Annotated in this window: 16 protein-coding genes; 5 read left to right on the top strand and 11 right to left on the bottom strand. The window is 40.9% G+C overall.

What is annotated here, in order from left to right; genetic code table 11:
* Positions 1 to 3 precede the first annotated feature (3 nt).
* On the top strand, positions 4 to 381 hold the full coding sequence (locus BMX50_RS11525; RefSeq protein ID WP_091210669.1) for an Hpt domain-containing protein: 378 nt from the start codon (positions 4 to 6) through the stop codon (positions 379 to 381).
* Positions 382 to 530: 149 nt separating this feature from the next.
* Here BMX50_RS11525 and purS read toward each other — a convergent pair whose 3' ends face one another.
* The 3 genes from purS to rho form a co-directional block, all read right to left on the bottom strand.
* Positions 531 to 785 (bottom strand): phosphoribosylformylglycinamidine synthase subunit PurS, encoded by a 255-nt coding sequence (purS, locus tag BMX50_RS11520; RefSeq protein ID WP_091210668.1) that lies wholly within the window; start codon positions 783 to 785, stop codon positions 531 to 533.
* A complete protein-coding gene (gene pssA / locus BMX50_RS11515; protein ID WP_091210667.1) occupies positions 766 to 1,488 on the bottom strand; it encodes a CDP-diacylglycerol--serine O-phosphatidyltransferase in 723 nt (240 codons plus the stop codon). The genes purS and pssA overlap by 20 nt, the downstream gene beginning before the upstream one ends.
* 89 nt (positions 1,489 to 1,577) lie before the next feature.
* Entirely contained in the window at positions 1,578 to 3,212 is a 1,635-nt protein-coding gene (rho, locus tag BMX50_RS11510; protein WP_091210666.1) for a transcription termination factor Rho, read from the bottom strand.
* A gap of 367 nt (positions 3,213 to 3,579) precedes the next feature.
* On the opposite strand from rho, the gene pyrF reads away from it, so the two are divergent.
* Complete coding sequence (pyrF, locus tag BMX50_RS11505; RefSeq protein WP_091210665.1) at positions 3,580 to 4,410, top strand: orotidine-5'-phosphate decarboxylase; 831 nt, start codon at positions 3,580 to 3,582, stop codon at positions 4,408 to 4,410.
* 168 nt (positions 4,411 to 4,578) lie between these two features.
* Entirely contained in the window at positions 4,579 to 5,100 is a 522-nt protein-coding gene (locus BMX50_RS11500) for an REP-associated tyrosine transposase (RefSeq protein WP_091210664.1), read from the top strand.
* A 525-nt stretch (positions 5,101 to 5,625) separates the two neighbouring features.
* Here BMX50_RS11500 and dnaJ read toward each other — a convergent pair.
* The 5 genes from dnaJ to BMX50_RS11470 form a co-directional block, all read right to left on the bottom strand.
* A complete protein-coding gene (gene dnaJ / locus BMX50_RS11490; RefSeq protein WP_091210662.1) occupies positions 5,626 to 6,789 on the bottom strand; it encodes a molecular chaperone DnaJ in 1,164 nt (387 codons plus the stop codon).
* 126 nt (positions 6,790 to 6,915) lie between these two features.
* Entirely contained in the window at positions 6,916 to 7,518 is a 603-nt protein-coding gene (locus tag BMX50_RS11485; protein ID WP_244280948.1) for a nucleotide exchange factor GrpE, read from the bottom strand.
* A 196-nt stretch (positions 7,519 to 7,714) separates the two neighbouring features.
* Complete coding sequence (locus BMX50_RS11480) at positions 7,715 to 8,395, bottom strand: cell division ATP-binding protein FtsE (protein ID WP_091210661.1); 681 nt, start codon at positions 8,393 to 8,395, stop codon at positions 7,715 to 7,717.
* A gap of 5 nt (positions 8,396 to 8,400) precedes the next feature.
* Complete coding sequence (locus tag BMX50_RS11475) at positions 8,401 to 8,604, bottom strand: fructose-6-phosphate aldolase (RefSeq protein ID WP_090526558.1); 204 nt, start codon at positions 8,602 to 8,604, stop codon at positions 8,401 to 8,403.
* Positions 8,605 to 8,729: 125 nt separating this feature from the next.
* Complete coding sequence (locus tag BMX50_RS11470) at positions 8,730 to 9,755, bottom strand: acyl-CoA reductase (RefSeq protein ID WP_091210660.1); 1,026 nt, start codon at positions 9,753 to 9,755, stop codon at positions 8,730 to 8,732.
* Positions 9,756 to 9,856: 101 nt separating this feature from the next.
* Here BMX50_RS11470 and BMX50_RS11465 point away from each other — a divergent pair, with 101 nt between their 5' ends.
* The gene (locus BMX50_RS11465) at positions 9,857 to 10,210 is read left to right on the top strand and encodes a 4Fe-4S dicluster domain-containing protein (protein ID WP_091210659.1); all 354 of its coding nucleotides are present in this window, start codon (positions 9,857 to 9,859) and stop codon (positions 10,208 to 10,210) included.
* 276 nt (positions 10,211 to 10,486) lie between these two features.
* Entirely contained in the window at positions 10,487 to 11,248 is a 762-nt protein-coding gene (locus BMX50_RS11460; protein WP_091210658.1) for a C40 family peptidase, read from the top strand.
* Positions 11,249 to 11,266: 18 nt separating this feature from the next.
* On the opposite strand, the gene BMX50_RS11455 is transcribed toward BMX50_RS11460, so the two are convergent.
* From BMX50_RS11455 to hisIE, 3 genes are all read right to left on the bottom strand, one after another.
* Entirely contained in the window at positions 11,267 to 14,623 is a 3,357-nt protein-coding gene (locus BMX50_RS11455; protein ID WP_091210657.1) for a T9SS type A sorting domain-containing protein, read from the bottom strand.
* Between the two features lie 294 nt (positions 14,624 to 14,917).
* Positions 14,918 to 15,826 (bottom strand): WD40 repeat domain-containing protein, encoded by a 909-nt coding sequence (locus BMX50_RS11450; RefSeq protein WP_091210656.1) that lies wholly within the window; start codon positions 15,824 to 15,826, stop codon positions 14,918 to 14,920.
* A gap of 97 nt (positions 15,827 to 15,923) precedes the next feature.
* Complete coding sequence (gene hisIE / locus BMX50_RS11445) at positions 15,924 to 16,511, bottom strand: bifunctional phosphoribosyl-AMP cyclohydrolase/phosphoribosyl-ATP diphosphatase HisIE (protein ID WP_091210655.1); 588 nt, start codon at positions 16,509 to 16,511, stop codon at positions 15,924 to 15,926.
* Positions 16,512 to 16,565: the final 54 nt, after the last annotated feature.

The following is a 16,565-nucleotide window of genomic DNA, read 5'->3' as shown; positions in this document are numbered from 1 at the left end:
ATAATGGCAGATATTTCACCAGATCAGGATCTTGATCTTTCTTTTTTATACGAGATTGCTGACGGTAGCGACGATTTTATTGTTGATTCAATCGGGATGTTCCTTGAACAATCGCCCGAACTGCTCAACACGATCAGTAACGCCCTAAATAACCAGGACTGGGCATTGGCCGCACAGGCAGCACATAAATTAAAACCAAATCTTGGCTTTTTCGGTATGCCTATAAGCCAGGCCACTATACAGGAGGTTGAACTGGCCTGCAAAGCAGGTGGCGAAAACCCAACTGAGATATTTGAAAAGTTTAACCAGGTAAACAGCATGGTATCGGCCAACCTCATCACCTTAAAAGAAATTAAAGCCGAGAAGGAAGCTAATTTATAGGTGAACCATGATTTTTAGGATTATAGGATTTCATGATACTACATATAACACAAAGGCAAGAAAAACTTCTTGCCTTTTGTGTTATATGTAAAAGCTTTGATTATTTGAGCTCACGATAAAAACCTTTCAGCTTTCGTCTTTAACCTAAATTAAACTTCAGCTATTTTAAAAGTATAGCTTTCCATGATCAGGTTAGCCAGCAGGCTTTTGCAGGCCTGGTCAACTTTAGCACTTGCAACTTCTGTATTTTCGGCTTCAATTTCAAGCGTAATGTGTTTACCGATGCGCACGTTATGAATTTCAGTTAATCCCAGGTTTTTCATGCTACCGGTTACTGCTTTTCCCTGTGGGTCAAGTATTTCTTTTTTGGGCATTACTTCGATTTCAGCCTGGAACTTTGTCATTTGTAAGTTTTGTTTGAATTAGAGACAAGGTGATATAAATAAATATAACCACCGGAACGGCCACAAATTTAAAGAATAGTATAAGTATTGCCGAAAACAAGAGTAGTAAATAACGGAAAATGTTTTTGTTAAAGTCGCGGTTTTTGAATTTAAGCGACATTAACGGTATTTCGGACACCAATAGTGAACACATTACCAATACCAGCACAGTAAGAAAGTACGGGTTTAATATGTAATGGGCCAAAGCATCATACTGTTGTACTATTAAAGGTAACGATGCTATGAGTATGGCGTTTGCCGGCGTTGGCAAACCAATAAAACTATCTGATTGCCTCGTGTCATTATTAAACTTAGCCAATCTTAACGCCGAAAATACTGGTAGTAAAAATGCCACGAAATTTAATATCTGGCTTACTCCGTTTATTTGTGGTGCCTGTAAAAACAGCTCATACATAATAACAGATGGCAGTACACCAAAGCTTACCATATCGGCAAGTGAATCCAGATCTTTACCTATAAAGGAGTAAGAATTTAAAACCCGTGATGCAAGACCGTCGAAAAAGTCAAATATTGAGCTCAGAAAAATGGCATAAGCAGCCACAACAAGGTTACCCTGAAAGGCGAAAACAATCCCTATACAACCGCTAAAGAGATTGGCACAAGTAATAGCATTCGGAAGGTGTTTTTTAACGCGTCTCTTCATTTCGCCATGAAGTTATCAGGAAATTATTAAGTAATAATGAAGTTACAAATAATATTCTACTTACTTATAACTTCATTATCGCTAAAATATTACGAATTCATCGAAATCAGAAATTCTTCGTTAGTTTTTGTGCCTCTTATTTGAGCCTGTAAAAACTCCATTGATTCAAGCGAATTCATATCGGCAAGGTGGTTACGAAGGATCCAGATGCGTTGAAGTGTCTCGCGATCAAGTAGTAAGTCGTCGCGGCGGGTACTTGAAGCAGTGATATCGATAGCTGGGAAGATACGTTTGTTTGATAATTTACGATCCAACTGTAACTCCATGTTACCGGTACCTTTAAATTCCTCAAAAATAACTTCGTCCATTTTTGAGCCGGTTTCGGTAAGGGCAGTAGCAATGATGGTTAACGAACCGCCATCTTCAATGTTACGGGCCGCACCAAAAAAGCGTTTAGGTTTGTGCAACGCGTTAGCATCAACACCACCTGATAATATTTTACCTGATGCAGGAGCAACAGTGTTATAAGCGCGAGCCAAACGGGTGATTGAATCTAACAAGATCACTACATCATGACCGCACTCAACCATACGTTTTGCTTTTTCAAGCACAATGTTGGCAATTTTTACGTGACGTTCGGCAGGCTCATCAAAGGTTGATGATACAACTTCGGCACGTACGCTGCGGGCCATATCTGTAACCTCTTCCGGGCGTTCGTCTATCAGTAATATAATAAGGTATACTTCGGGATGGTTTTTAGCTATTGCATTGGCCACATCCTTTAATAACATGGTTTTACCAGTTTTTGGCTGTGCCACGATCAAACCACGCTGACCTTTACCAATTGGCGAAAACAGGTCCATGATGCGGGTTGAATAATTACCCGGATCAGTGAACAGGCTCAGTTTCTCTGACGGGAAAAGTGGTGTTAAGTGATCAAACGGAACGCGGTCACGCACTTCGGCAGGAATACGGCCGTTAATAGCTTCAACACGTACTAATGGGAAATATTTTTCGCCTTCTTTTGGAGGGCGTATGCTACCTCTAACAGTATCACCTGTTTTAAGGCCAAATAATTTTATCTGTGATTGTGATACGTAAATATCATCAGGAGATGTAAGATAGTTATAATCAGATGACCGAAGGAAACCATAACCATCAGGCATAATTTCCAAAACACCTTCGTTTACAATTACATTATCAAAGTCGAGATTGATTGGCGGTTCCTGTGCTTTTTGCTGGTTTTGATTATTGCTGTTAACCCTGCGCTCAAATTTTTGCGGGCGTGGTTCCGGAACAACTTCCTCAGTACGGGATACTGTTTCACCGGCCTGCGGAACTTCTGTTTCAGCAACTATTGCAGGGATTTCAGCTTCTGAATCATCCTGTGACGGCTCATCATCCTGCGCATCAAAAAGGGTGGCGTCATCCAAAGGTACCTCAACACGTGGTTTTGCCTGTTCTTTGGTTTTTATAACACGAGCCCGTTTACGTGGTTTTTCTGCTGTTTCGGCAGGCTCTTCACCCGGGGCGGGAGTAGGGGTATAGTTTGATTCAACAAGATTTTGCTGGGCCCTTGCGGCTTCAATAAGCTGTTGTTGTTCAACAATGCGTGCAACAAGCTGAGCTTTACGTAGTTCGTCGGCCTCAGCAATACCTAAATTTCTGGCAATTTCGCGCAACTCAGAAACGAGTTTGTCGTTCAATTCAATTTTATCAGACATGATATGAATTATAGTTCAATGGGATTTTTTAATTGTAAGTTGTTTTCAAACGGCAAAAATTTCTATGCAAGTGTTAAAGCTTTGACCACATGTAAAAACATATGAGGCTATAATTGAAAGAAATTGATCTTGAAGCCTTGTTTTTAGTAAACATCCAAACCCATGCAAGTATTATATAAAAGTGATAATAAAAAGCGTGGTGATTTAAATTGTTTCTTTAGTGCAAGAAAAATTCAATGGAAAACGATGCAAGTGTAAACAATTATTCTTTAATTTCAAATTAATTAAATAAATATCACTTATATCAGAACACATAAGCCAAATTTTTAGTTTTTTTGACATTTAAAATATTATTCAGCAGCTGATGATGTCCCGCCAGGAGTTAATTGAACAGATCAAAAAGAAGAAATCATTTTTATGTGTTGGGCTTGATCCCGATATCAATAAGATCCCGGAATTTTTAAGATCATACCCCGATCCTATACTTGAATTTAATAAACGCATCATTGATGCTACTCAGGATCTTTGTATTGCCTATAAACCTAATGCCGCTTTTTACGAAGCTTATGGCATAAAAGGCTTACAAAGCTTAATTGATACCTATAAATACTTGCCCAAAGATTGTTTAAGTATCATTGATGCTAAACGCGGCGATATCGGCAATACATCCGATAAATATGCCAAAGCATTTTTTGATGAGCAATCTGGCGGCATGAGCTTTGATGCCATTACCATTACACCTTATATGGGGAATGACAGCGTTACGCCGTATCTTGCTTATGATGGTAAATGGGTTATTATTTTAGCTCTAACATCATCTGTTGGTAGTAAGGATTTTCAATACCTGCAAACCGGCGATGGTTATTTATATGAAAATGTAATTAAAAAGGCCAACACCTGGGCCGGTGCCGATAGGATCATGTACGTAGTAGGGGCTACTAAAAGCACCGAGTTTACCAACATACGCGCATACGCACCTGATAACTTTTTACTGGTACCCGGAGTAGGAGCGCAGGGTGGCAGCCTGGAAGAGGTTTGCAAATATGGTATCACTAAAGACTGCGGCCTTATCGTAAACTCGTCCCGATCCATATTATATGCAAGTAACGGTGAGGATTTTGCCGATGCCGCACGCGCAGAAGCGCTTAGCTTGCAGCAGGAGATGCAGGTGGAGCTGGAAAGAGCCGGGGTGATATAATGTAAGCCAAAGCAAGTTCAAGCGTCCACGCTTGAACTATTCTAAAGGTAAGCGTCCACGCTTACGAATATAATTGATTAATGCAGTAAGCGTGGACGCTTACATTCAACATCATTCAAGCGTGGACGCTTGAACTTGCAATATTTGTTAACCTGAATCATAAAACAAATGCGCCGTACTGCTACGACAGATGAACTCTATTTTGTTACTTTAACAGTTACAGACTGGGTTGATGTATTTACACGGCGTATTTATAATGACTTCATTATTCAAAATCTCAAATATTGCCAGCAAAATAAAAAGCTAAATATTTACGCATATGTTTTAATGACCAATCATTTGCATATGGTAGCAAATGTTGAAGAGGGTTCATTGAGTGATATTCTTCGTGATTTTAAAACATTTACCTCAAAGGAGTTAATCAAATTGATAGTTGATAATCCCACTGAAAGCCGACGTTCATGGCTGCTTAATGCATTTGAATTTTCTGGCAAGCGAAATCCTTTGAACAAAAACCATCAGTTTTGGCAGAATGGAAATCATCCTGTTTTGCTGTATTCGAATGATGTCATCCAGCAAAAGATCGATTATATCCATGATAATCCAGTCCGTGCTGGTTTTGTAGGCTCGGCTCATGAATATTGGTATAGTAGCGCAAACCCCGAAAGTCCGTTAGAGATTATTTATTAAAAAGACATGCAAGTTCAAGCGTCCACGCTTGAACTATTTAAAAAGTAAGCGTCCACGCTTACTTTTTAATACTTATCTGTTTTTGTAAGCGTGGACGCTTACATTAGAAAATCATTCAAGCGTGGACGCTTGAACTTGCTGAGAATAATAGACTTACAAAATATGATCATTCCATTTTAAACGCTAAAATTGAAACTTTAAATTCTTTTCTCGGAAAAAAAGATTTGTTTATTAAGATAAATATAGTTTTTCAGGAGTACAAAAATCCGGGAAATACTTTTAATATACATATTATTCTTAATGTGATGTTTGAAGAGTTTTATTACAAGATAACAGTAGCACAGAATGAAATAGTATCTAAACTTTACCACGAGAAGATTATAGCAAGTGAGGAATCCAAAATTATTAGAATGCTGATAGATATATTCAAAAAAGAGTTGGTAGGAAAATTAAAAAGCCCGGAGTCATAATAACTCCAGGCCTTACATATAGCTTTCGCCTTTATCCTTTCACCTCAAAAAAGCTTTATTCAAAGTATTCCTTCATCCGTTCAAAGAAACTTTTCTCGTTTTTGCCCGGGTTGGGTTTAAAGTTAGGTGAACCTTGTAGTTTCTCGAGGATCTCACGTTCTTCGCGGCTCAAGGCTTTTGGCGTCCAGATGTTAATATGCACCAACTGGTCGCCGCGGTGGTATGAATTTACTTCCGGTAAGCCCTTGCCTTTCAGGCGCAGGATCTTGCCACCTTGTGTTCCGGGATCAATTTTTATTTTGGCTTTACCATCAATGGTAGGTACTTCAACAGAGGTGCCTAAAGTAGCATCAACAAAGTTTACGTGCAGGTCATAGATCACGTTGTTACCGTCACGTTTTAATGTTTCGTGAGGTACTTCTTCAATCAGGATGATCAGATCGCCCGGAACACCACCACGTGGGGCTGCGTTACCTTTGCCGCTCATGCTCAACTGCATACCTTCACTAACACCCGCAGGTACCTGGATAGTAATTAATTCTTCACCGCGAACAACACCATCACCATGACAAACAGTACATTTTGACAGTATGGTTGAACCTTCGCCGTTACAGGTAGGGCAGGTGCTGGTAGTTTGCATCTGGCCCAAAATAGTATTGGTTACCCTGCGCACGGCTCCTGAGCCGCCGCAGGTTTTACAGGTTTGGAACGATGATTTATCTTTTGCGCCACTACCATCGCAGGTTTTACAGATGATCTGTTTATTAACCTTGATCTTCTTTTCGGCACCGTTGGCAATTTCTTCAAGGGTTAAACGCACTTTAATACGCAGGTTGCTGCCGCGGGCTACGCGCCTGCCACCACCACCTTGACGACCACCACCGAAGAAACCTTCAAACGGACTGCCACCGCCAAAAATATCGCCAAACTGGCTAAATATGTCGTCCATATTCATGCCGCCGCCACCACCGTAACCGCCGCCATTTGCCGACGATGCGTTGGCCGCGTGACCAAACTGGTCATACCGCTGACGTTTTTCGGGAGTACTTAATACTTCGTAAGCTTCAGCAGCTTCTTTGAACTTTTCTTCCGCTTCCTTATCGCCCTGGTTTTTATCAGGGTGATATTTAATAGCCATTTTACGATATGCTTTTTTTATGTCATCAGCACTTGCTCCTTTAGCAACTCCAAGCACATCGTAATAATCTCTCTTAGCCATAATTTTAAAAATTTCGGATTCCGAAATTTAGATTTCGGATTTATTGTAATTTAATATTGTGTAAGATCAGGATAGACTATCTCAGCCGGGTAAATCCGAAATTGAAAGTCCCAAATCCGAAATCAGTTACGCTCCAACTACCACTTTAGCAAAGCGGATCACTTTGTCATTCAGGGTATAGCCTTTTTCCATTTCGTCCATTACCTTGCCTTTAAGGTCGTCTGTAGGTGCCGGAATATTGGTAATAGCTTCATGCAGATCGGCGTCAAAGGCATTGCCTATTGATGTCATTTCTTTAAGGCCTTTTTGACCCAGTATATTTTTCAGCTTGTTTTGGATCAGAGTAACGCCCTCTTTAACAGGAGCAACCTCAGTAGCCTTGTCCATTGCACGCTGCGCGCGTTCAAAGTCGTCAAGTACAGGTAGCAAGGCCACAATAACGTCTTTGCCTTCGGTTTTGCGGGCTTCCTCGCGTTCTTTAATGGTACGCCTTCTAAAGTTATCAAATTCGGCATATAAACGCAAGTACTTGTCATTAGCTTGTGCCAGCTCGTCTTTAAGCTTTTCTTCGGCGGTAGGGGCTGCTGCAGTTTCTGTAGCAGTAGCTTCTGTTTCCTGGGCTTGTTCCTGCCCGTCGTTTTGTAATTGCTCGTTATCCACTTCGTTTATATTTTCTGTATTATCCGTATTTTCTTTCTTCTTTTTCTTCAACATATCGTTAAATTTCATAGCGAGTAGTGCCAATCAAGTATCCTGCCATAACCTTAAAGCGGTCAAGCTGTCAGTGGTATGAAAAAAATTTAAGTAAGGGTGACAGGCGAACCGCCAAATGGACAAACCAGAACCATGATTCGCTTGATTTAAGGATGGCCTTGAGTTTTATACATCACGGTCATCCTCAAATCCTAAAAATCTTGGTTCTGTTCTATATCTCCACATCTTCCAAAACCTTACCGTTTTCACATTTGATAATGCGAGATGGAAAAGCACGGATAATGTGATAATCGTGGGTGGCTACCAGTACGGCGGTGCCTGATTGACTGATTTGTTTAAGGAGCAAAACAATTTCTTCGGATGTTTCGGGATCGAGGTTACCTGTAGGCTCATCGGCCAGAATTATTTCGGGGTCGTTAAGCAAGGCGCGTGCTATAACCACACGTTGCTGTTCGCCGCCTGAAAGCTCATGCGGCATTTTCTTTAATTTTGAACGCAGACCAACTTTTTCAAGTACGTCAAGAGCTTTGTCTGCAATCAGTTTTTTATCGTTCCAACCGGTAGCACGCATCACAAAGTTGAGATTTTGCTCAATGGTACGATCGGTCAGTAACTGGAAATCCTGGAAAACTATACCTAATTTACGACGCAGGTAAGGGATATCGCGACCGGGCAGCTTGCTTAGCTCATAGCCACAAGCATGACCGGTTCCCGCTTTAATTCCTAAATCGCCATAAATTACTTTCAGCAGGCTACTTTTACCTGATCCTGTCTGGCCTATCAGCCATACAAAATCGCCTTTATCAACATGTAAATTTACGTTTGAAAGTACCAGGTGCGCCTGTTGAAAAATATCAACGTTGTTTAGTTTTATTATAGAATTTCCTATCATCGTTTTTATAGCTCTAATTTTAAGATCTGCCCAAACGGCAGGTCTTTGATAATATTCATGATCTCATCGGCTTTGTCGCCTAATCCAACTTTATCAAGCGATTTATCCGGTCTGTCAACCCTGAAATAAGCCAACAGCGTAAATTTATCGTCCCGCAGCTGTACATAATCGGGTATTTTTGCAACACCTTTAACTTTTATGATATACATTTTTTTAAGGTTAAAGCTATTTTTAAGGTGAAAGGTAAAAGGCGAAAGGTAAAAGGCAGGAACCTTTCACTTTTAACCTTTTGCCTTTCGCCTTTCACCTCCTTCTCCAAAGGTATTTATTTTATTTAAAGACTTGACAAAAATTCCATCGTATCCACACCATCGGCATAATCCCATAGTTTAGGTTGCTGGCTTTGGCCAAAACCAACTACCTGGTTTTTTACATGCAAAGGCAGGGTACTCACGATACACTGGATGTTTTCGGCATTTTGGCTGATAATGTTTTCGGCTTCTGCCATGTCATGGTAGTAGTTAAAAAACAATGCTGACAGCGGAGATGTCAGCCTGTCATCTTCTTTTACCATTAAAAATCCATTGTCAAAATGCTTATCACCGTTAACAAGATAAATGGATTTATTATAATCGTAATTATTGTTGTATTTATGGTGATTGATGATGGCTTTATGATCTTCTATCGATTCAAAAAAGAAAGTGAAATCATAACCCTCAGGTACCAGTATTTTGGATACATTACGACAGCCAAGGCCATAATAATCTAAAATGTCATGACCGAGATTAAACAGTTCTTCGGCGGTTTCCTTGCCGCTTAGTACAGCAATGCTGTTGCGGTTTTTACGAATGATGTTTGGAACTTTACCAAAATAATAATCAAAATAACGCGAGCTGTTATTACTACCCGTGGCAATAATGGCGTCAAAGCCTTCAAGCTTGTCAACAAAGCTAAAGCTGCCGGCAAAACCCGCATCAATAGTTACCAGTTTTTCCAATACTGCTTTGATAAGGCGGGCATCTTGCGATGAAGCTTTGATGAGCGCTTTGTTACCCGAGGCAATAACACAAAGAGCGTCATGAAAACCTACCAGCGGGATATTGCCGGCCAGTATAAGGCCTACGTTTTTTACCGGTTTACCTGTTTCAAGATCATATTTTGAAAGCCAGGCAGTTAAATCTTCCGTATTTAGCATGGCACCTATGGCCGCTACCGCTTCTGAAACACTTGCCGGCGTAAACCAGGCATTATGATATTGTTCGTTTTCAATGAGTGCATTTAATGCAGCATCTGGGGCCAGGAGTTGCCTGCCTAACTCCGAAAATGAATTTATTGAGTTTTTTGGATTAATTTTTGACATATATATGTTGGGGGATTAAACCCCGAAAGCCTTTTTTTGTTATATTTGTACGCTTGCAATTTGCAGGCAAAGTTAATTGAGATTATTAGATATTTAGAAATATGGCGATTAAAATCACCGACGAATGCATAAACTGCGGGGCCTGCGAACCGGAATGCCCTAATAATGCCATCTATGATGCAGGGGCGGCCTGGCGTTTTAGCGACGGGACAGGCCTTAAAGGGATAATTGATTTTGGCGACGGTAACACCCTGAATGCCGAAGAAACACAAGCTGCATTATCTGATGATATATATTATATAGTACCCGATAAGTGTACAGAATGTGTAGGTTTCCATGATGAGCCTCAATGTGCTGCGGTTTGCCCTGTTGATTGTTGCGTTGATGACGAAGATATCCGCGAAACTGAAGAAGAACTGCTTGCCAAGAAAGATTGGCTGCACATGAACGAATAAGAAATTCTTTTTAATGATATTGAAAAGGGGGTATGCATTGCATATCCCCTTTTTATTTAACAATAAGTTTAAAGAACAGGTGTTTAATTAAATATTAAGGATTGTTGAGGTATGCCGGGGGGAGTTGAAAATTCTAAAAATATTTGTATTATCGTGTAGTTTTTACCCCCTGAGTTACAGATACCAATTATAAAAGTAATATCATATTGAAATGTTAACCGTGTATCAATTGAAAATACGCGCCGAATTTTTGTTTATTTTACATTTACAGAAACTATGGAGTACGGGATATGTAACCTTGCCGTAATCCCGCTCAGGGCCGAACCCAGTGAGCGGAGCGAGCAGGTGTCGCAATTATTATTTGGCGAAGCATTTGAAATTGCCGAGTGGCAAAACAATTGGATTAAGATCGTTGCCGAAAGTGACGGATATGAGGGGTGGATAGGCAGATTGCAATTTGCAATGCTTGGTCATATAGCATATAAAAATATTAAGAACCATCCACCAAAGCTTACCTACCATGCGGTTACGCAGGCCTGGAAGATAAGTGACAACAGCGTGGTTTATTTACCAGCCGGCAGTTCACTTGCTTTTTTGGAAGGAACTTCATGCCGTGTTGGTAATGAACGGTTTGAGATAATTGGCAAAGTTGGTGAGCCTGAAGATATTGCTGATACTGCTAAATCATTCCTAAACTCTCCTTATTTGTGGGGAGGCCGAACTCATTTTGGTATTGATTGCTCGGGTTTTACGCAGATAGTTTACAAACTTAAAGGCCTCAGGATTAAGCGGGATGCAAGCATGCAGGTAAAAGAAGGCACTAAAGTTGATTCAATAAAAGATGCGCGGTTAGGCGATCTGGCTTTTTTTGATAATGCCGAAGGTAAGGTAACTCATGTGGGTATTATGCTTAATAATGAGCATATTATCCATGCATCTGGCAAGGTGAAGATTGATACCATTAACGAGGATGGTATATATTCGCGCGAGCAAAAAAAGCATACCCATAACTTATGTGGTATCAGGCGTTTTTTTTAGTTGTTTTTGGTGCCTGTTTTATTGTTTAATGAATTTTTGAAATCCTATAACGCTGTTGTCTTTACTGTTAACAACCTGCATAATATAAGTGCCCGGTATAAATGAGGCTACATTATTTTGCCAGTTAGCCTGGGACGATGTAGCAGTAGCAATGATCTTTCCCTCGCTGTTGGTGATACTGATTTTGTAGTTAAAATTGCTGTTATTATCTATTTTCATTTTGGCATTAATTACATCAGTAGCCGGATTGGGGTATAGGCTCATGATACTACTTATAGTGTTTTGTGTGTTATTGGCAAACATTACCGGAGCAATTTTAGAGTATGTAAAATTACCGTTTAAGTCGATTTGCTTTAAACGATATTGGTTAAGCCCTTGAGCCGGTGCCTTGTCGGTAAATGAATAGCTTTTTGCCCCATTTGAATTCAGCGTTCCTATGGGGCCGAATGTTTTGCCGTTATTGGTACTTCGCTCAACAACGTAGGTTGTATAATTAGCTTCGTTCTCTGCAAACCATGTAGCTTTAGCAGTTTCGTTTAATTTTGTTGCCTCAAAGATGAGTAAATGTACCATGAGTGCAGGGTTCTGGCGGATGATAAGCTGTAACCTATTGACACCAAAGGATGCGTTGTTGCTTTTATCTATATTAAAGCTGTAGTCAGGATGTGCTTTAAGATCCACTGAATCTTTAGTGAAGTTATCTTTAAGCCATACTTCATAAAGGGCAGGCATATCTTTAATGTCGGTTAATTTTATTTTATAAGGCCCTGATGTTGTGGCATCTGCAAACAGCGGGATTATGCCCTGGGTTTTTCCGGGTAGCGGAAGATGGTGAATGCTTGTTTTTACACTGTCACTGGTTAAAGCCGAAAAACTTTCCAATGCACCAATCCCGCCAAGGTCTTCGGCGTCTTTATCCTTATTGAAATTGGCAGTAGCCCAACTATCAAAAACCAGCGCAACCCCATCAAAATTTGCAGTATCTTTTTCAAGCAGGAGATGTATGACGGGGCTTGGTTGCGAAACAGGTTCGCTTACACTTGCTGCAGCAAGTGGCGTATTTGCAGCGCTCATGATGGCTTTATTACCGGTACTCAAAGCCTGTGCAATTGGCGTATTGCCTTGCGGTAAGCTGAATACCCCGGCAAGCGTAGTTGACGATGGTTGAGTTGTTGTCTTGGCCGATTCTCTGAAAGATAGAGCCTGTCCGCTGCCATTTGCGATAATAAAAAAGCCTTGTCCGCTTGCTATCATATTGCTTGCCACGCCGCCTGGCACACTTTGTATCCCCGGGTTAACAGTTGTAGTAGTGTCATTAACTGAGCTTATCGGGCCTGCATATTGCTGATAACTTTCGAAGTTTTTTGTTGTTGGATTATAAATCCAGATATAAACTAATGGGGGGACTTTTGACGGCGTGGTGGTATAGATCTGAGCTTTTTGCCCGGAAATATAAATTGAAGAGGATTTATCAGCAGTACTGCCCGATGTTCCCTTGCGGTTAAACTTTTCAAAATTTATAGTACTGGCATATGGATTGCCCACAAGGTTATATCCTTGCAACGTGTTGGCAGCTACGCTTGAATATTGTAAGGTTGATGTACCATCATACCAGTTTGCTACGGTGATATTGCCCTGGTTTAATATCCCTGTTTCCGTCATTGTGGTTGGCTGCGGAACGTAAGTAGTATATATAGCGTTGTTTATAGAACCGGCAGCGGTACGGTCTCCACGGAAGAAGAAAGCAAAACCATTACCTGCGCCGATATACCTTGTGCCGCTTTCCGCATCAAAAGAGTATGGAGATGTTAAACTGTTAACCCCCCTGAAATAGCCCGATGTAAACGAGCTTTGGTTAGCAGGCTGACTTTCTTTAAAAAAGTAAATAGTGGGATTATTGGCCCCCGGCGAAACGTCAAAACCACCGGCTGCTAATGTTGTGCCGGTAACAAATGCATTATTTTTAAGATATGCCAGCGTGAAAACTGGAGATGAAGTACCTGTATTAACAGATGAGGTTAACAAGCGGTACCCCCTGTATTTTGTTGCGCCGCCATTAATATAACGTTGTACATTTAAATTACCAGTAATAGCTGTACCCGAAGGAATACTTGCAACCGTAGCCGAACCGGTAGCATCAGAGTTTAATGTTAAAACGCCGCCTGCTGCTAAGGTGGCAGTACCACCCATAGTAAGTACACCCGAAGAAGAAACGGCGAATTTACCCGAGCCTGAAGCCGACATAGTTTTTGTTGCACTGCCTTGTACAAAAACATTTTTAAATACTACGCCGTTGCCCCCGTCAGATCCGGCGTCACTAAGTGATTGCGTTGCCCCTTTGAAAATAACATTGGGGTTATTAGTTACTGCATCAACCTTGCCCGATGTTGATGCTGAGTTCCAGTCTCCGTAAACTGTAAGATCGCCTGAGTTTATGGTTTTGGTGCCGGTGGCAGAAAAGTTTATATTTTGATAGGCGGTAGGGTTGATATCGAGCTGACTGGTACTTTCGGTATATACAGATTGGCCGCTGCCTGCGTATTCTACCGTGCAGGTTCCGGACCCGCCTCCGTTGTTATAAAAGTCTATCGATGCTGCGTTGCTTGTTGATTTAATAGGAGCGGGATTAGTTAATACCAAACGAGGGGTGAGGGTTGAACCTGATGGTACATCTATCGTAAATGTCGCAGTTGCAGCTGATAGCAGCGAGATATTTAATATGCCTCCAGAAGCTGCTGAGGTATTAGTATAAATTTGCCCGCTAATGGTTGTAGTACCACCGCGCAGATAGAATGCAGAATTGTTTGTTTGTAAAAGAGTTACCAATAATACCACAACCGAGTTGGAGGTACCATATATGCTCAGGTCACCGTTTATTTGCAGGGAGTTAACTGTTGAAACCACAGTTACCTGGTTAACAGTAATAGCTCCCACACTTAAAAAAGTAGTGCTGCCAACCTGCATTGAACCGCATGTTATAGAGCCGGTACCGGCGAGCGTTGTGGTAATTGTACCGCCAAGCCCAAGTAATGATAGTGTAGGAGGGTTTTGTAATATTGCACCGCTTACTGATAAAGTACCATTTACTGTCAAGGTTATAGATGATGTTGCAGTACCGAATGTAACCGACGCGCAAGATGTAGTTGCACTGCTGGTGCTGGTGGTTATTGTTGGCGGGTTAGTAAATGATACCACACCTATTTGTAAAGCATCACTTGAGAGGGGAGTGGTTCTGCTCGGGCTCCAGTTTGAAGGGGTATCCCAAGCCGTACTCGAACCTCCCTTCCAGTCGTAGGTTGCTGCATAAATACTGCTTGTTAGCAGGTAGGTGGTGAATAAGAATGTAATAATAAAGATGATAAGTTTTGGTTTCATAACTATACTTATTCATACTATTTTTTATATTCTTAAAAGCTATGGTGAAAATTTAGGTTGCTTTTTTCGAACTTGAGTACTGTTGTATAGTTACGAGTAAATGACTATAAATGTTCCCGTTTTTCAGGAATGAACAAAATGAATAAACAAAATAGGAATGAATAGCGCTGTGCTTTTTAATATTAAATTAGTGTGACTTTGTGTGAAAAATACACTAATTTAATATTATTTTTTGCAATGAAACGATGGTTTTCTTGAAATAACCTAAATATAGGAGAGTGTGGCAGGCGAAAATTAAAATTTAATTTCCCAGTTGATGATATTTTTATCATCACTTACCGAAAGTAACTGATCTGCAGCTGCCCATGCTAATTTGTTGATGGATAGCAGGTGGCCTGGGTAGCCTTTTTCTCTGCTGATGTTTTTGTAAAGCTTGAAATCATCCGATCCCCAGATCTTGATACTTTTATCCATACTGGCGGTAGCAAAATAGGGCAGGGTTGGATGAAATGCGATATGGTTTACCGCGAATAAATGGGCGGGAATGTTTTTTACTTCATGAAAGCTGCCGGTATCCCAGATTTTTATCTGGGCATCTCTTGAGCCGGAAGCGATGTAACTTCCATCAGGGCTATAGGCGAGCGAAAACACAGCCATCGTATGGCCATGAAGCGCCTTGATAATGGTATAATCTTCCAGGTCGTAAACTGCAATATGATTGTCGCGGCAACCGAATGCCACCTGCTTTTGATCGGGCGCCACTGCAATGCACCGAACGGTATCCTTTGATACCGTAATACTATGCACCATTTCGAGCGTTTTAAGGCTCCATACAGATACAGTACCATCTTCAGAAGCTACCAGCAATTCATCTTTTTTTACCGACGATTTGATGTCAAAAATAGCTTTCCGGTGATGGCGTAATGGCTTGAGTAATTTTTGCTGTATAAAATCAAATATCAGCACCTCGCCGCTGCGCAATCCGGCAAACATTAAAGGATAGCCCTGAGGGCAGTGAATGGCATAAATCGAAGCATTAACCGGGAACATCACCTTAATGAACGAAAAATCCTTCAGTCCCCACTCAACCAACCCCTTATCATTGCCACCGGTAAACAATATTCCCGGCTTTTGCGAAAGCTCAAGCGTAAATACCGGATTGGCATGACCTGTAAGTTCGGCTGTTTTTTGTACGGTAATCATTATTCAGTTTGCAGTTTCTTTGTTCAGTTTGCAGTTTCCTGTTTGCAGCTATTGATTTTGCCAACGGCCCACTGCAAACTAAAAACTGTCTACTGATCTACTTATGCCTTGATTCCAGGTTTTTGGCTATTGTTTCTAATGTTAAACCTTTTTCGCGAAGTAGTACCAATAAATGAAAAACAAGATCTGATGACTCATTGATCAGGTCGGTTTCCGTTTCAGCAAGTGCGGCTATAACGGTTTCAACGCCTTCTTCACCAACTTTCTGGGCTATTTTATTAAGACCTTTATTGCGGAGTTTATTTACATACGATCCTTCAACCGGGTTAGCATACCTGTCGGCAATGATGTTTTCCAGTTCCAATATAAAGTTTTGGTTAAACTCGGTATTGAAGCAACTGCGCGAGCCTGTATGGCAGGTGGGGCCGTCGGCTTTTACTTTAATAAGCAGGGTGTCATTATCACAATCAATGCTGATGTTTTTTACATGCAAGAAGTTGCTGCTGGTTTCACCTTTGGTCCAAAGGCGGTTTTTTGAGCGGGAATAAAAAGTTACGATATTTTCCTGTACGGTTTTATCGTAAGCTTCCTGGTTCATGTAGCCCAGCATCAAAACCTCTAAAGTTTGTTCGTCCTGTATGATTACGGGGACAAGTCCGCCGGTTTTTTCAAAATCTATGTTCATAATAACTGCTTTTCAATTCCCCTCTTGAGAGGGGGAGCGTAGGTTTGTGAGCTG

Source organism: Mucilaginibacter gossypiicola (assembly GCF_900110105.1).
GTDB lineage: Bacteria > Bacteroidota > Bacteroidia > Sphingobacteriales > Sphingobacteriaceae > Mucilaginibacter > Mucilaginibacter gossypiicola.
This window is presented reverse-complemented; position numbering and strand designations above follow the sequence as displayed.